Raw genomic sequence first — 13,842 nt, 5'->3', positions numbered from 1 at the left:
CTCAGAAGCCGGTGCCCAAATCGAAGGCCTGCACCACTTCCTCCGCCAGCGCGCTCTTCGCCGTATCGGTGTGCGCCTGCACGCCGATCAGAGAAAGATCGCCTTCGACCTCCGTAGCGTTCGCCAGGTAGCGCGCATGGCGCACTTCCGCCACCGGTGCGGCGAAGCCCATTGAGAATATGGTGATCAGGCTGTTGGTGATCAGCAGGCCCATATAGGGCAGTGTCTGCATTGAGGAATGCAGCTTAATACCGCCCTTCAGCTGCGTCTGATTAAACAGATAGTTGCGCAGAGCCACCACCTGGTAGCTGCTGGCGAACAGCGTACCGATCAGCAGAACCACCACCATCAGGAACAGGTTCATTACGTTGCTCAACAGCAGCGACTGCACCATCGCATCGGAAGAGTCGCCCATCATTCCCGCCATGACGATGCCGGAAATGAACGAACCAATCAAAAACATGGCGCCGATCAAGAACGGTAAGAAAATTAAAATGCTAATCAGCGCGATTTTAATAAAGGCTGATTTTTTCAACTCCGCGTTAAACGGCATATTGCCGAATAGCATATTGTTGATATACAGATCGTTTTGCAGCGCCTGGATGATGCCGTTCACGGCGGCAAAACCCGGGATCAGCAGGAGAACGGTAATCACACTCATCGTGATAATGCCGCTGCTCGTGCCGGTCAGTTTGCCGGCAAAAACCAGAACCAGCGCGGCGATATACAGGCCGATAATCAGCAGCAGCGGGCAGAACAGCAGCGCCCAGTAGGCCCGACCGGTACGGCAATGATAATTAAAGCGCACGCCGCGGTAGCTGGACATAATCGCGTTATAGCGCCAGTTGCGGATGATAATCCACGGGATCAGCGCCATAAATGCCAGCATCAGCACCAGCCCCAGCATCGGCGATATCGCCAGCAGGATATAGAAGACAATCACGCCGGCAACTACCAGCAGGCGCCCTTTCAGGATCTGCAGCGGTTCGGCGTGGTAATCAAAACGATCGCCATTCAGTTCGGTATTACCATAGAAATAACGACGACGACGCACCGTGGCCCACGCCGAATAAATCCCCAGCGTAATCGCGCTCAGCAGCGTATTGACTAACCAGATAGTGAAGTATTCCCCGCCTTTGCCATGAAATTGAAGACGATGGCGTACGTTCTGTTGAGAAGTATTGTTTGACATGACTCTTTCATCCCGAAAGGAACCATAGAATGCCCGATTCCAGCCGCCAATTAAGCGACCTGATGGGCGTATAATGTAAAAAGCGCTTTATTTAAACATGATGTTTAAACAACAACAAATAATGTTTAACGCACGGCGGAATATATCCGATAGATCCTAACGGCCCCGCCTCTTTCATCCCGTAAGGCGTGAAAAATTAGTCGGGAACGCATCGCACCGACAGCGGCCGGCCTGCGCAGAAAAACGGAAAGTCGCCCATTAATGCCGATAATGTTACACAGCCAAGCGATGCGGCCAACCGATCCGCAGGAAGCGGATTTGCACGCCGCTGGCGGCAGCGCCGCGGAGGCGCGCTCAGGAAAAGCGCCGCATAGTTGAACGCCGCCAGCGCACCGGCAGCCTGAAGTATGACGAGTATAAACGTTATCCCTCGACAGCAGAACAATGCGTTATTAACAACAGAATAAGCCGTATTTTCGTATTTATTACTAAATTAAGCCAAAAAATGAAAATTAATATTCACAGTCAGGTAAAACAAATGGATGCCTGATAACCGCTTATTTAACATGGCTATTTAATCCGGCGAGTAAAATCCGGCGGTCGCGCATTTATATCCGAAATAATTTGGGCTGAGGGACGACGGTATTGCAAAAACCAATCTCGGGGGAGAGATTTGAACGCCGGCGCCACGGGGCCGAGACCCCAGAAAACAAAGCCGGCGCGTCAAGCGCCTGAAGGGGGATCGGGTTATCACGGTCCGGCGATAATGGCCGCCGGACAACAATCCGTGTGTATCGTGCGGCCGGGACCGGCCGCCAGGCCGCCAGAACGATGGAAAAACCGGGACGATATTGCCTCGACAGCAATTCAGTGGTATTACAGACGGCCTGACCTGCAGAATAAATATGATGACTATACGAGTAAGCGACATGACTACCACCGCCCCCGCCAGTGTAACAATTCGCCCGATTGCCGGACAGGATAATGCGGCGATTGCCGGCGTGATCCGGCGGGTCTCCGGGGAATTCGGCCTGAGCGCGGATAAAGGCTACACCGTTTCCGATCCTAATCTGGACCGGCTCTTTCAGCTATACAGTCAGCCGAACAGCGCGTACTGGGTGATTGAATATGATGGCGAGATCGCCGGCGGCGGCGGCATTGCCCCGTTGCAGGATGGCGAGAGCGATGTGTGCGAACTGCAAAAGATGTATTTCCTGCCAGTGCTGCGCGGCAAAGGTCTGGCTCATCAGCTGGCGCTGAGGGCGTTCGATTTCGCCCGCCAGCGCGGCTTCCGCCGCTGTTACCTGGAAACAACCGGTCACCTGACCAGCGCCATCGCGCTATACCACAAACTGGGGTTCGAACCGATTCCCCATGCGATGGGCAACACCGGACATTCCGACTGTGAAGTCACCATGCTGAAAATGCTGTAATCCGGCGTCGGGCCGACGCGCGATAACGCGCCCGTCGGCCCGCAGCGTTATTCATTAATGGCGTTTACCGTCGTCGTCCTCGTCGTAAAGCTCATCGTCGCCCTCTTCTTCCTCTTCCTCGCCGTCGGGATCTTCGAAGTAGGTGCCCCAGCCGTCATAGTTCACGCCGTGACGTTCGGCCAGCGTCAGCAATTGCTCCACCTGGGCGTCAATCAGTTCAGCGTTGAGCGAGACTTCGCTGATCGCATCGCAACACATCAGCAGCACGCCGTCCTCAACCTCCAGCTCTTCGGCATCGGTCACTTCATAACCCAGCCGGAATGCCTCAACCGCCGCCTTTTCCAGCTGATCGAATTTTTCCGCCGAAAAGTGATGCTCAATGGTATACAGCGCATCGGGATCGCTGCCATCCTCCAGCAATTCCTCGATGATCAGGCGAGTTTCTTCTCGTTGTTCTTCCAGCAATGCTTTGTTTGCCATGCCTCTGTCCTCGTCATTCGGCGTGATTTCGCTCATTGTCCCACAGCGCCGGGGCGTGCTCCACCACAAAGTTTTATTTCCGCACTTGAAATTGAATAATTACACATATAAAGTGAATTTTAATTCAACCATGGCGTTGAGCCACATGGAGACAGGCATAATGAACCCGTTCTATAAAAAACACTTTTTAAGATTAATGGATTTTACCCCCGCAGAGATCGCCGAACTGCTCGCCCTTTCCGCAAGATTAAAAGCCGATAAAAAAAACGGTGTGGAAAACCGCCGCCTGCAGGGCAAAAACATCGCACTCATCTTCGAAAAAGATTCGACCCGCACTCGTTGCTCTTTCGAAGTTGCTGCCTACGATCAGGGCGCTCAGGTCACCTATCTTGCTCCGAGCGGCAGCCAGATCGGCCACAAAGAATCGATCAAAGATACCGCCCGCGTGCTGGGCCGCATGTATGACGCCATCCAGTATCGCGGCTACGGCCAGCAGATTGTCGAAACGCTGGCGCAGTATTCCGGCGTGCCGGTCTGGAACGGCCTGACCGACGAATTCCACCCCACCCAGTTGCTCGCCGATCTGCTGACAATGCAGGAGCACTTGCCGGGCAAACCGCTGGCCGGCATGAAACTGGCCTATGCCGGCGATGCGCGCAACAACATGGGCAACACCATGCTGGAAGCCGCCGCGCTGACCGGTCTGGATCTGCGCCTGGTGGCGCCGCGGGCCTGCTGGCCGGATGCCGGACTGGTTGCCGAATGTCAGGCCGCCGCCGCCAAAACCGGCGGGCGCATCACGCTGACCGATGATATCGCCAGCGGCGTGCAGGGCGTGGATTTCATCTATACCGACGTGTGGGTTTCCATGGGCGAAGCAAAGGAAGTCTGGCAGGAACGGATTACGCTGCTGAAACCTTATCAGGTCAATCAGGCGATGATTGCGGCCACCGGCAACCCGCAGGTGAAATTCCTGCACTGCCTGCCCGCCTTCCATGACGACCAGACCAAACTAGGCAAACAGATGGCCGAACAGTTCGGTTTGCACGGCGGAATGGAGGTGACCGACGAGGTGTTCGAATCCACGCACAGCATCGTCTTCGATCAGGCGGAAAACCGCATGCACACGATTAAAGCCGTGATGGTCGCCACTCTGGGCAGCTAAGCTGCCGACCCGGCGGCGGCCCGCGTGTCGGCGCCGTTCCGCCGGGCGCGAAGTTAACTGACCAGCGCAGCGTCGATTTTCACCACCGCCTTATGCACGACGGCCGGTTGCCCGACGGTGCACAGCGGTTTATGCACTTCGCCGGGAAAAAACACGACAAAATCCCCCGTCTGCAGAATCACCTGCTTTTCCTGTTCGCCGGCCGCCAGAAATGCAATATCCTTATCCGCCAGCCAGTTGGTTTCGACCTGCCCGGCCGGTTGCGTACTGAAGGTCATGCCCTCGCAGCCGGACAGAATGATCTGGATATCGAGATATCTGGCGTGATACTCCGCCCGACGCTGCGCGATCGCTTCCGTACTGTCATGGGAAACCAGCACAAACGCGCTATCGCCGTCGATATCGTAGCGGCCCGCGGGCGTCTCGGCGGAAATATGCTGTTTAACGTATTCGATAGCCTCACGCAGCCTGCGCGGCAAATAAGGTATTAACCCGGTATGATGAACATTGCCCGCGATCATAATCTCTCCCCAAAATGGAACCCCGTTTTATTATCGTTATACGCGGCAAGCGCGCGCGTCGCCAGCGCGACGGACGCAAAGGGTGACGCCGATCGACTCGCATCGCTCGCCCTTTCGCACAGCCTCCGGGCGGTCGCCCGCGCGGGGCAATCGATTGCCCCGCGCGAAAACCGGCGCTGAACGCTTGAAATGATGTGCGTCGCGCGTATAATCGCCGACAATTTGCCGGGAGGATGCATGAACCACTGCATAAACAACAGCGCTGCTCTGGCGGGTCATCCGCACCAGCTGCCGTCGGGCAGCCAGCCGGCGTTTTTTTCCTCCCGCCATCCCGTTGTTATAAAAAAAGCCCCTCATTGAGGGGCTTTTTTTTGCCGGTCGGCGACCGGAAATCGCATCAGCCGCCCATGTTTGCGGGCCTAACCTGTGGGGGAATAGCAAGATGGTCAATCCGCTTTATCAAAAACACATTATTTCAATTAGCGACCTCAGCCGGGAAGAACTGGAGCTGGCGCTGAACACCGCGGCCAGCCTGAAAGCCAGACCCCAACCGGAGCTGTTGAAACATAAGGTCATCGCCAGTTGCTTCTTCGAAGCCTCGACCCGCACCCGGCTATCGTTCGAAACCGCCATGCACCGGCTCGGCGCATCGGTGGTCGGCTTCGCCGACAGCAACAATACCTCCCTCGGCAAAAAGGGCGAGACGCTGGCCGACACCATCTCGGTCATCAGCACCTATGTGGACGCCATCGTGATGCGCCATCCGCAGGAAGGGGCCGCGCGCCTGGCTAGCACCTTTTCCGGCGGCGTGCCGGTGTTGAACGCCGGCGACGGCGCCAATCAACACCCGACGCAGACTCTGCTCGACCTGTTCACCATTCAGGAAACCCAGGGGCGGCTGAACAATATCAATATCGCGATGGTCGGCGACCTGAAATATGGCCGTACCGTGCACTCACTGACCCAGGCGCTGGCTAAGTTCGAGGGCAATCGCTTCTACTTTATCGCTCCGGATGCGCTGGCCATGCCGGACTATATTCTGCAAATGCTGGATGAGAAAAATATTTCCTACAGCCTGCACAACAGTATTGAGGAAGTGGTGCCGGAACTGGATATTCTTTATATGACCCGGGTGCAGAAGGAGCGGCTCGATCCGTCCGAATACATCAATATCAAGGCCCAGTTCATTCTGCAGGCGGCCGATCTGCACGGCGCGCGCGCCAATTTAAAGGTGTTGCACCCGCTGCCGCGCATCGATGAAATCGCCACCGAGGTGGACAGCACGCCCTACGCCTGGTATTTCCAGCAGGCGGGGAACGGCATCTTCGCCCGTCAGGCGCTGCTGGCGTTGGTCTTGAATCGCGAACTGGTTCTGTGAGAGGGGAGAAATAAATATGACACACGACAACAAACTTCAGGTTGAAGCGATTAAATGCGGCACGGTTATCGACCATATTCCGGCGCGCATCGGCTTTACGCTCCTGACCCTGTTCAAACTGACCAATACCGACCAGCGCATCACCATCGGCCTGAATCTGCCGTCCGGCCAGCTCGGACGCAAGGATCTGATCAAGATCGAGAACGTTTTTCTCAACGAAGAACAGGCCAACCAGCTGGCGCTCTATGCGCCGCAAGCGACGGTTAATCAGATCGATAATTATGATGTGGTGCGCAAGCTGACGCTCAGCCTGCCCGATCGCATCGACGGAATCCTGAACTGCCCCAACACCAACTGCATCAGCCGCAATGAACCCGTGCCGTCCAGCTTCGCGGTGAAGCAGCGCGGCGAAGAGGTGCAGTTGAAATGCAAATACTGTGAAAAAGAGTTCGAACGTCAGGCGGTACTACACCACGCCTGATGGACCGCGGTCCGCGCCTGTAAGCCGGGCGGATTTCGCCGCGGCGCCGGAGCTCTCCCGCGGCGTGAACGGCGGCGCGGCTGACAGCGGCGCGCCGCCTTTATGACAGTAATTTCATGGCATTGGGTTGTGAACTGACAATGGGTGTTCCTATAATAGCCAGCTGTCGCAGTATTGACTGCGTAAACCACGCATCAGGAGAAATCATGTCCCGCACGATTAGTACCGAACACGCACCGGCCGCTATTGGTCCTTACGTTCAGGGTGTCGATCTTGGCAGTCTGGTGATCACGTCCGGTCAGATCCCGGTCGATCCGAAAACCGGTCTGGTGGCCGATGACGTAACCGCGCAGACCCGCCAGTCGCTGAGCAATCTGCAGGCGGTGGTGGAAGCCTCCGGCCTGAAAGTGGCCGATATCGTTAAAACCACCGTGTTCGTCAAAGACCTGAACGACTTCGCCACGGTGAACGCCGCGTACGAAGCCTTCTTCAGCGAACATAACGCGCCGTTCCCGGCCCGTTCCTGCGTCGAAGTGGCTCGCCTGCCGAAAGACGTGAAAATCGAAATCGAAGCAATCGCCGTTCGCCGCTAAGCCCCACAACCGGGCAATAATTAAAAAGACGCACTATTTAGTGGCGTCTTTTTTCTACCCGTCCAGGCTCGCCTTACATCGCAATCCTCCCCAAAATAGTGCGTAAAATCTACCGACTGCACAACCCTCTCGCACCCGTAGCGCGCAATTCACGCTAAAAACAGCTTTTTAACAGGGTGGCGCATTTTATGCATCATCTCCGTATCACGACTATGCTGGATGCAGGGGATGACTATGATAAAGATGACGCTTCCGTCACCATCGTACTACGATGAAATGCTCACGGCAGAGGGTGCCCAGCGCCAACATTACGACGCATACTGGCAGTGGTTGCAACAAACCGATCAACAGGCTATCAGGCAGAAGAAAGAACAGTCGGAACTGTTATTTCACCGGGTCGGCATCACATTTAACGTTTATGGCGAGGAAGGCGGGACCGAACGCTTAATTCCGTTTGATAGCGTGCCGCGTATTATCCCGGCCAGAGAGTGGCGCCAGCTCGATCTGGGCATTCGCCAGCGGGTAAAGGCGCTCAATGCCTTTTTATACGATATCTACCATCAGCAAAATATTCTCAATGCCGGCATTATTCCGCGCGAACAGGTGCTGGCCAACGATCAGTATCAGCCCTGTATGCAGGGCGTAAACCTGCCGAACAATATCTACGCCCACATCACCGGCATCGACATGGTGCGCAACAGCGACGGCAACTACTATGTGCTGGAGGACAATCTGCGCACGCCGTCCGGCGTTTCTTACATGCTGGAGAACCGCAAAATGATGATGCGGCTCTACCCGGACCTGTTCGCCAGCCAGCCGATTGCGCCGGTCGAACGTTACCCGAGCTACCTGTTGCAGACGCTGCGCGAAAGCACGCCGGTTGACGACCCCACCGTGGTGGTCATGACGCCCGGCCGTTTCAACAGCGCCTATTTCGAACACAGCTTCCTCGCCCAACAGATGGGCGTCGAACTGGTGGAAAGCGCCGACCTGTTCGTCAAGGAAGGCGCGGTGTACATGCGCACCACCGAGGGACCGTGCCGGGTCGATGTGATTTATCGCCGCATCGACGATGATTTTCTCGATCCGCTGGCGTTTCGCTCCGATTCGATGATCGGCGTGCCCGGCTTGCTTTCGGTGTACCGCGCCGGCGGCGTGGTGCTGGCCAACGCCATCGGGACCGGCGTGGCGGACGACAAGTCGATCTATCCCTATGTGCCGGAGATGATCCGCTTTTACCTGTCCGAAGAGCCGATTCTCGGCAACATCCCCACCTGGCAATGCCGCGACGCCAAAGATCTCAGTTATGTGCTGGCCAATCTGGACAGCATGGTGGTGAAAGAGGTACACGGCGCAGGCGGCTACGGCATGCTGGTCGGGCCGCGCGCCGCGCGCCGGGAGATAGATGACTTCCGCCAGCGTCTGCTGGCCAATCCCTGTAACTATATCGCGCAGGAAACGCTGGCGCTCTCCACCTGCCCCACGTTTGTGGAGGAGGGGCTGGCGCCGCGTCACATCGACCTGCGGCCGTTCGCGCTCTGTGGCGACGAAGTTCGGCTGGTGCCGGGCGGACTAACCCGCGTGGCGCTGACCGAAGGCTCACTGGTGGTCAACTCATCACAGGGAGGCGGAACCAAAGATACCTGGGTCATGGAGGAGGATGAATCATGCTAAGCCGCACAGCCAGCGAACTCTATTGGATGGCGCGTTATCTGGAACGGGCGGAAAGCCTGGCGCGCGTCCTGGACGTCACCTATAAACTGTCCATGATGCCGCGTCACGGTCAGCAACAGCGAGATCTCGCTCTGCCGCTGAACCTGACCTTCACTCACGAGCTGTTCCAGCAACGCTATGCCCGTTTCTCAATGAACAACCTGCTGAATTTCTTCGCGCTCGACAGCCAGAATCCCAGCAGCATTTACAACTGTATCGAAATGGCGTGGAACAACGCGCATGCGGTGCGCGGCAGCCTGTCGTCGGAAGTGTGGGAATGCATCAACACCACGCGCATCGATATGCGCGCCCTGTACCATCAGGGCGTGGAGAAAACCGGCATCGACGCCTTCTTTGACTGGGTGAAGGAGCGATCGCACCTGTTTCGCGGCGCGATGTTCGGCACCCTGCTGCGTAACGACGCTCAATGTTTTATCCGTCTCGGCACCCTGATCGAGCGCGCCTACGCCACGGCGCAGCTGCTAAACATCAAAATGCAGCAGTTGAGCAGCGACGCCGACCCGGTGCGCGAATACTACCGGCTCGATACATTGCTGCGCGCAGTCAGCGCGCGAGAAGCCTACCACAGCCTCTACCGCCAGCCGATCAATCGGGAAACCGTCACCGAGCTGCTGGTGCTGCGCAACGATATTCCGCGCTCCCTCAACGCCTGCCTGGGCGATATGGTCGGCCTGCTGGAGGTCATCGGCAGCCAGCGCGCCAGGATCCCTCACCGTCTGGCGCATTTGCTGTACGTGGAACTGCGCTTCAGCACGCTGGACGACATCATGGCGGAAGGGCTGCACGCGTATTTAGACCGCTTTATCGGCAGGATCAACGAACTGGCCGACAGTATCCGCCACACTTACCTGGAGGCGCTATGAAGCTGACCATCAACCACCTGACCCACTACCGCTATGATGAAGAAGTGAAATTCAGCATCCAGTATTTGCGCTTAACGCCACAGAGCTCGGCCAGCCAGCAGATCAGCGAGTGGAAGCTGACGCTGCCGGCGTCGGCGATGGCCACCACCGACGCCTACGGCAACGTGCTGCACGTGCTGACGCTCGATCATCCGCATCATGACATTACCATTCAGGCTCAGGGTGTGGTCGACATTGCCGATAACAATCTGGAATCGAGCGACAGCGACGAACACTGTTCGCTTTCGCCGTTGGTTTTCCTGCGCAGCACGCCGTTGACCGAGGCCGATGAAAGCATTCTGGCCTTCGCGCAGCGCTATTATCAGCCGCAGGCGCCGAAGGAAAGTCTGCGGCAACTGATGGAAGAATTACGGTTAAAAATGCCGTATACTCCCGGCGCCACGCAGGTTTACCATACTGCGGCCGAGGCGTTCGGGATGCAAAAAGGCGTCTGTCAGGATCACACCCACGTGTTCCTGGCCTGCTGTCGCAGCCTGCATCTGCCGGCCCGCTATGTAAGCGGCTACGTTTACAGCCAGGATACCCAGCACGTGGCGATGCACGCCTGGGCCGAAGTCTGGCTGGAAGACCGCTGGCACAGTTTCGACATCACCAACAACACCTGCAGTCTGCATCAGCACCTGCGGCTGGCGGTGGGGATGGATTATCTGGATGCCTGCCCGGTGCGCGGAACCCGGCTCGGCGGCGGTTGTGAAGAGTTATTTTCAGAAGCTGAGGTGCGTCTGTTCGTTCAACAGCAGCAGATGCAGCAGCAATAGTGAATGTTTAGCGAGAAGGGCTTGTTATGACCTATTGTGTGGCCATGCGTTTGTCTGACGGTTTGGTATTCGCTTCAGACTCCCGTACTAACGCCGGCGTTGACCATATTGCGACGTTCAAAAAGCTTCATGTGTTTCGACATGACAGCGAGCGCGTTCTGGTGGTGCAATGCGCGGGCAATCTGGCCACCACACAGAGCATTATCAGCCTGTTGAACTCGCGCGTCGACGCGCAGGAAGGGCCGAATCTGCTGCAGGTCACCTCAATGTACGACGCGGCTATGCTGATCGGCGCCACCGTGCGCGAGGTCATTCATCGCGACAGCCAGTCGCAGCAAAGCGGCAGCACCGCCGACTTCAGCTGCAGCCTTATTCTGGGCGGCCAGATCAGCGGCGAAACGCCGCGTCTGTTCCATATCTACCCGGAAGGCAACTTTATCGAAGCGACCCACGACACGCCCTACTTTCAGATCGGCGAAAGCAAATACGGCAAACCTATTATCGATCGGGTGCTGACAGAGGATACGCCGCTGGAGCAGGCGATGTGCTGCGCGCTGATTTCCATCGACTCCACCCTGCGCAGCAATCTGTCGGTGGGGCTGCCGCTGGATGTGATGATTTACCGGGCGGACAGCTTCGACATCAGCGAACAGCAGAGAATCACCGAAAACGATCCCTATTTCATCACCATCCGCAAGGCCTGGGCGGAAGGTCTGCTGCACACCTTCCGTCAACTGCCGCCTTTTCCGGCGCGCGGTTAAACGCACGCCTTTCGTCAGCGGCCGGCCGTCACCTCCTGCAGCCAGCCGCAGCGCATTTCCGGCACCGCCAACAGCAGCTCGCGGGTATAGTCATCCAGCGGCGGCGCCAGCGTTTGCGCCACCGGCCCCTGGCGAATAATCCGCCCCTGACGCAGCACCGCCACGTTGTCCGCCACCTCGCGCACCACGTGCAAATCGTGCGTGATAAACAGGTAAGACACGCCGGTTTCCTGCTGGATGCGGCGCAGCAGCGCCAGCACCTCGCGCGCCACCAGCGGATCCAGCGCGGAGGTGGGCTCATCGCACACGATCAGCTGCGGCTGCGCCGCCAGCGCGCGGGCAATGCACACTCGCTGCTTCTGCCCGCCCGACAGCGAGGTCGGGTAGCGTTGCGCCACCGCCTCATCCAACCCCACCATACGCAACAGCTCGCCAGTGCGGGCGTGGCGCTGCGCCGGCGTCAGATCGGTCAGGCACACCATCGCGCGGGCAATCTGGGTACCGACCGGCAAACGCGGATTCAGCGCGCTGTCCGGGTGCTGATGGATCATCTGCACCGCCTGCAGTTGCCGCCGGTTGCGCTGCGCCAGCCGCGCCGGCAACAGTTGCCCCTGCAGCCGAACCTCACCGCCGGCCGGCGCCAGCAGGCCGCACAGCACGCGGCCCAACGTCGACTTGCCGGAACCGGACTCGCCGATCACCGCCAGCGTGCGGCCGCGCGTCAGGCGCAGCGAAACATCCTGCAGCACCGGCTGCCGGTAGCGCGCATCAAGCCCGCTGACGTCCAGCAGCACCTCGTCCTGAGGCGGGCGCGGCGTCATCGGCTCGCCGCGAGCGGCGATCAGCTGACGCGTATACGCCTGCGCCGGCTGGCTCAGGATCTGCGCCGCCGGCCCGCTCTCCACCTGACGGCCATGGCGCAGCACCATAATGCGCTGGCTAAGCTGCGCCACCACGGCCAGATCGTGGCTGATATACAGCGCCGCGACGCCGCTCAGGCGAATGATGTCGTCAATCGCCTTTAGTACTTCCAGCTGGGTGGTCACATCCAGCGCGGTGGTGGGCTCGTCGAAAATAATCAGCTGCGGCCCGGCGCACATCGCCATCGCGATCATCGCGCGCTGTAGCTGGCCGCCGGAAACCTGATGCGGGTAGCGCTGAAAAAAGTCGGTCGGGTCTGGCAGCGACAGTTGGCCGAACAGCGTCAGCGCCCGTTCGGTCGCCTGCTGACGCGACATCACCCGGTGAGCGATCGCCGTTTCTATCACCTGTTCGCCAATCCGCCGCGCCGGGTTAAACGCCACGCTGGCCGACTGCGCCACATACGCGATCTGCTGGCCGCGCACCTTACGCAGCTGGCGCTCGCTGAACCGGCTCAGATCGCGTTGCTGAAACCAAACGTTCCCCCCGGCGATGCGCATGCCGTGCCGGCAGTGGCCGAGGATCGCCTGGCCGATGGTCGACTTGCCGGCGCCGGACTCGCCGATCAGCCCCAGCACCTCGCCCTTGTTCAGGCTAAAGGAAATATCCTCCACCAGGGTGCGCTCGCCCGCCGTCACCTGCAGTCGTTCAACCCGCAGCAGCTCAGTCATGTTTCCCTCCGCGCCAGTCCCGGCTGTCCCGGCTCAGCAGCCAGTCCGCCACTACGTTGAGCGCCACCGCCAGCACGGCGATGACCGCGCCCGGCACCAGCGCCGCCCAGACGCCGAACAGAATGCCGTCTTTGTTGTCGCGCGCCAGCCCGCCCCAGTCCGCCATCGGCGGCTGGATGCCCATGCCGAGAAACGACAGCGCCGACAGGAACAGCAGGATGAAGATAAAGCGCAGGGCGAACTCCGCCGCCAGCGTGGTAAAAGCGTTGGGCAGAATCTCGCGCCACAGGATCCAGCGCATCGGTTCGCCGCGCATGCGCGCCGCCTCAATAAACTCCTGCGTGGCGAGGTCCACCGCCAGCGAGCGCGCCACGCGCAGCACGCGGGTCGCCTCCAGCACGCCAATCACCAGAATGATGATCAGGGTGCTTTTCGGCAACATCGCCAGCACCACCAGCGCCAGGATCAGCGTAGGGATCGCCATCAGCACATCGTTGACGCGGGAAATCAGCTGATCGACCCAGCCGCCGCAGACCCCGGCCCAGAACCCCAGCAGGGTGCCGAGCAGAAACGCCAGCGCGGTGGCCAGCGCGGTCACCGCCAGCGAGGTTCGGGTGCCCCAGATCAGGCGGGAGAACAGATCGCGCCCCAGGTTGTCGGTGCCCAGCAGGGTTTCGCGCGTCGGGCCCATCCAGGCGCCGCCCACCACTTCATCGACCGGGTACGGCGCGATCCAGGGTGCCAGCAGCGCGACAAGCACGAAGACGGTCAACCCGAGCAGACCGAGCGCGACGGAAATTTTCACAGAAGACATAAGGCCTTATCCATTGC

General features: G+C 58.7%; 14 protein-coding genes. 9 read left to right on the top strand and 5 right to left on the bottom strand.

Annotated features, from left to right (window positions below):
- Position 1 precedes the first annotated feature (1 nt).
- Positions 2-1,192 (bottom strand): YjgN family protein, encoded by a 1,191-nt coding sequence (locus tag FJU30_RS13370; RefSeq protein ID WP_150435471.1) that lies wholly within the window; start codon positions 1,190-1,192, stop codon positions 2-4.
- Positions 1,193-2,121: 929 nt separating this feature from the next.
- Here FJU30_RS13370 and FJU30_RS13365 point away from each other — a divergent pair.
- Positions 2,122-2,625 carry a GNAT family N-acetyltransferase gene (locus FJU30_RS13365; RefSeq protein ID WP_150435622.1) on the top strand — a complete coding sequence of 168 codons (504 nt, stop codon included), beginning with the start codon at positions 2,122-2,124 and terminating at the stop codon, positions 2,623-2,625.
- Positions 2,626-2,679: 54 nt separating this feature from the next.
- On the opposite strand, the gene rraB is transcribed toward FJU30_RS13365, so the two are convergent.
- Positions 2,680-3,105, bottom strand: coding sequence for a ribonuclease E inhibitor RraB (rraB, locus tag FJU30_RS13360; protein ID WP_150435470.1), 426 nt, complete (start codon positions 3,103-3,105; stop codon positions 2,680-2,682).
- A 160-nt stretch (positions 3,106-3,265) separates the two neighbouring features.
- On the opposite strand from rraB, the gene argF reads away from it, so the two are divergent.
- A complete protein-coding gene (gene argF / locus FJU30_RS13355) occupies positions 3,266-4,270 on the top strand; it encodes an ornithine carbamoyltransferase (protein ID WP_150435469.1) in 1,005 nt (334 codons plus the stop codon).
- 53 nt (positions 4,271-4,323) lie between these two features.
- Here argF and FJU30_RS13350 read toward each other — a convergent pair whose 3' ends face one another.
- Entirely contained in the window at positions 4,324-4,791 is a 468-nt protein-coding gene (locus tag FJU30_RS13350; protein WP_150435468.1) for a YhcH/YjgK/YiaL family protein, read from the bottom strand.
- 442 nt (positions 4,792-5,233) lie between these two features.
- Between FJU30_RS13350 and pyrB the strand changes: the two genes are divergently transcribed.
- The 7 genes from pyrB to FJU30_RS13315 all read left to right on the top strand — a co-directional run bounded on the left by pyrB (position 5,234) and on the right by FJU30_RS13315 (position 11,419).
- Complete coding sequence (gene pyrB, locus FJU30_RS13345; protein WP_150435467.1) at positions 5,234-6,169, top strand: aspartate carbamoyltransferase; 936 nt, start codon at positions 5,234-5,236, stop codon at positions 6,167-6,169.
- Between the two features lie 16 nt (positions 6,170-6,185).
- The gene (gene pyrI / locus FJU30_RS13340; RefSeq protein ID WP_150435466.1) at positions 6,186-6,650 is read left to right on the top strand and encodes an aspartate carbamoyltransferase regulatory subunit; all 465 of its coding nucleotides are present in this window, start codon (positions 6,186-6,188) and stop codon (positions 6,648-6,650) included.
- A gap of 206 nt (positions 6,651-6,856) precedes the next feature.
- Positions 6,857-7,243, top strand: coding sequence for a 2-iminobutanoate/2-iminopropanoate deaminase (gene ridA / locus FJU30_RS13335; RefSeq protein ID WP_150435465.1), 387 nt, complete (start codon positions 6,857-6,859; stop codon positions 7,241-7,243).
- A gap of 234 nt (positions 7,244-7,477) precedes the next feature.
- Positions 7,478-8,917 carry a circularly permuted type 2 ATP-grasp protein gene (locus tag FJU30_RS13330; protein ID WP_150435464.1) on the top strand — a complete coding sequence of 480 codons (1,440 nt, stop codon included), beginning with the start codon at positions 7,478-7,480 and terminating at the stop codon, positions 8,915-8,917.
- On the top strand, positions 8,911-9,840 hold the full coding sequence (locus FJU30_RS13325; RefSeq protein ID WP_150435463.1) for an alpha-E domain-containing protein: 930 nt from the start codon (positions 8,911-8,913) through the stop codon (positions 9,838-9,840). The genes FJU30_RS13330 and FJU30_RS13325 overlap by 7 nt, the downstream gene beginning before the upstream one ends.
- Entirely contained in the window at positions 9,837-10,658 is an 822-nt protein-coding gene (locus FJU30_RS13320; RefSeq protein ID WP_150435462.1) for a transglutaminase family protein, read from the top strand. The genes FJU30_RS13325 and FJU30_RS13320 overlap by 4 nt, the downstream gene beginning before the upstream one ends.
- Before the next feature lie 26 nt (positions 10,659-10,684).
- Complete coding sequence (locus FJU30_RS13315) at positions 10,685-11,419, top strand: proteasome-type protease (protein WP_150435461.1); 735 nt, start codon at positions 10,685-10,687, stop codon at positions 11,417-11,419.
- 14 nt (positions 11,420-11,433) lie between these two features.
- Here FJU30_RS13315 and FJU30_RS13310 read toward each other — a convergent pair whose 3' ends face one another.
- Together FJU30_RS13310 and FJU30_RS13305 are read right to left on the bottom strand one after the other, a co-directional pair.
- The gene (locus FJU30_RS13310) at positions 11,434-13,011 is read right to left on the bottom strand and encodes an ABC transporter ATP-binding protein (RefSeq protein ID WP_150435460.1); all 1,578 of its coding nucleotides are present in this window, start codon (positions 13,009-13,011) and stop codon (positions 11,434-11,436) included.
- Positions 13,004-13,825, bottom strand: coding sequence for an ABC transporter permease (locus tag FJU30_RS13305; RefSeq protein ID WP_150435459.1), 822 nt, complete (start codon positions 13,823-13,825; stop codon positions 13,004-13,006). Before FJU30_RS13305 ends, FJU30_RS13310 begins: the two co-directional genes overlap by 8 nt.
- Between the last annotated feature and the right edge of the window lie 17 nt (positions 13,826-13,842).

It is taken from the genome of Affinibrenneria salicis, from assembly GCF_008710095.1.
This window is presented reverse-complemented; position numbering and strand designations above follow the sequence as displayed.

Coding starts and splice junctions, on each gene's coding strand:
- FJU30_RS13370 (WP_150435471.1), bottom strand. CDS start 1,192: ATGTCAAACAATACTTCTCAACAGAACGTACGCCATCGTCTTCAATTT.
- FJU30_RS13365 (WP_150435622.1), top strand. CDS start 2,122: ATGACTACCACCGCCCCCGCCAGTGTAACAATTCGCCCGATTGCCGGA.
- rraB (WP_150435470.1), bottom strand. CDS start 3,105: ATGGCAAACAAAGCATTGCTGGAAGAACAACGAGAAGAAACTCGCCTG.
- argF (WP_150435469.1), top strand. CDS start 3,266: ATGAACCCGTTCTATAAAAAACACTTTTTAAGATTAATGGATTTTACC.
- FJU30_RS13350 (WP_150435468.1), bottom strand. CDS start 4,791: ATGATCGCGGGCAATGTTCATCATACCGGGTTAATACCTTATTTGCCG.
- pyrB (WP_150435467.1), top strand. CDS start 5,234: ATGGTCAATCCGCTTTATCAAAAACACATTATTTCAATTAGCGACCTC.
- pyrI (WP_150435466.1), top strand. CDS start 6,186: ATGACACACGACAACAAACTTCAGGTTGAAGCGATTAAATGCGGCACG.
- ridA (WP_150435465.1), top strand. CDS start 6,857: ATGTCCCGCACGATTAGTACCGAACACGCACCGGCCGCTATTGGTCCT.
- FJU30_RS13330 (WP_150435464.1), top strand. CDS start 7,478: ATGATAAAGATGACGCTTCCGTCACCATCGTACTACGATGAAATGCTC.
- FJU30_RS13325 (WP_150435463.1), top strand. CDS start 8,911: ATGCTAAGCCGCACAGCCAGCGAACTCTATTGGATGGCGCGTTATCTG.
- FJU30_RS13320 (WP_150435462.1), top strand. CDS start 9,837: ATGAAGCTGACCATCAACCACCTGACCCACTACCGCTATGATGAAGAA.
- FJU30_RS13315 (WP_150435461.1), top strand. CDS start 10,685: ATGACCTATTGTGTGGCCATGCGTTTGTCTGACGGTTTGGTATTCGCT.
- FJU30_RS13310 (WP_150435460.1), bottom strand. CDS start 13,011: ATGACTGAGCTGCTGCGGGTTGAACGACTGCAGGTGACGGCGGGCGAG.
- FJU30_RS13305 (WP_150435459.1), bottom strand. CDS start 13,825: ATGTCTTCTGTGAAAATTTCCGTCGCGCTCGGTCTGCTCGGGTTGACC.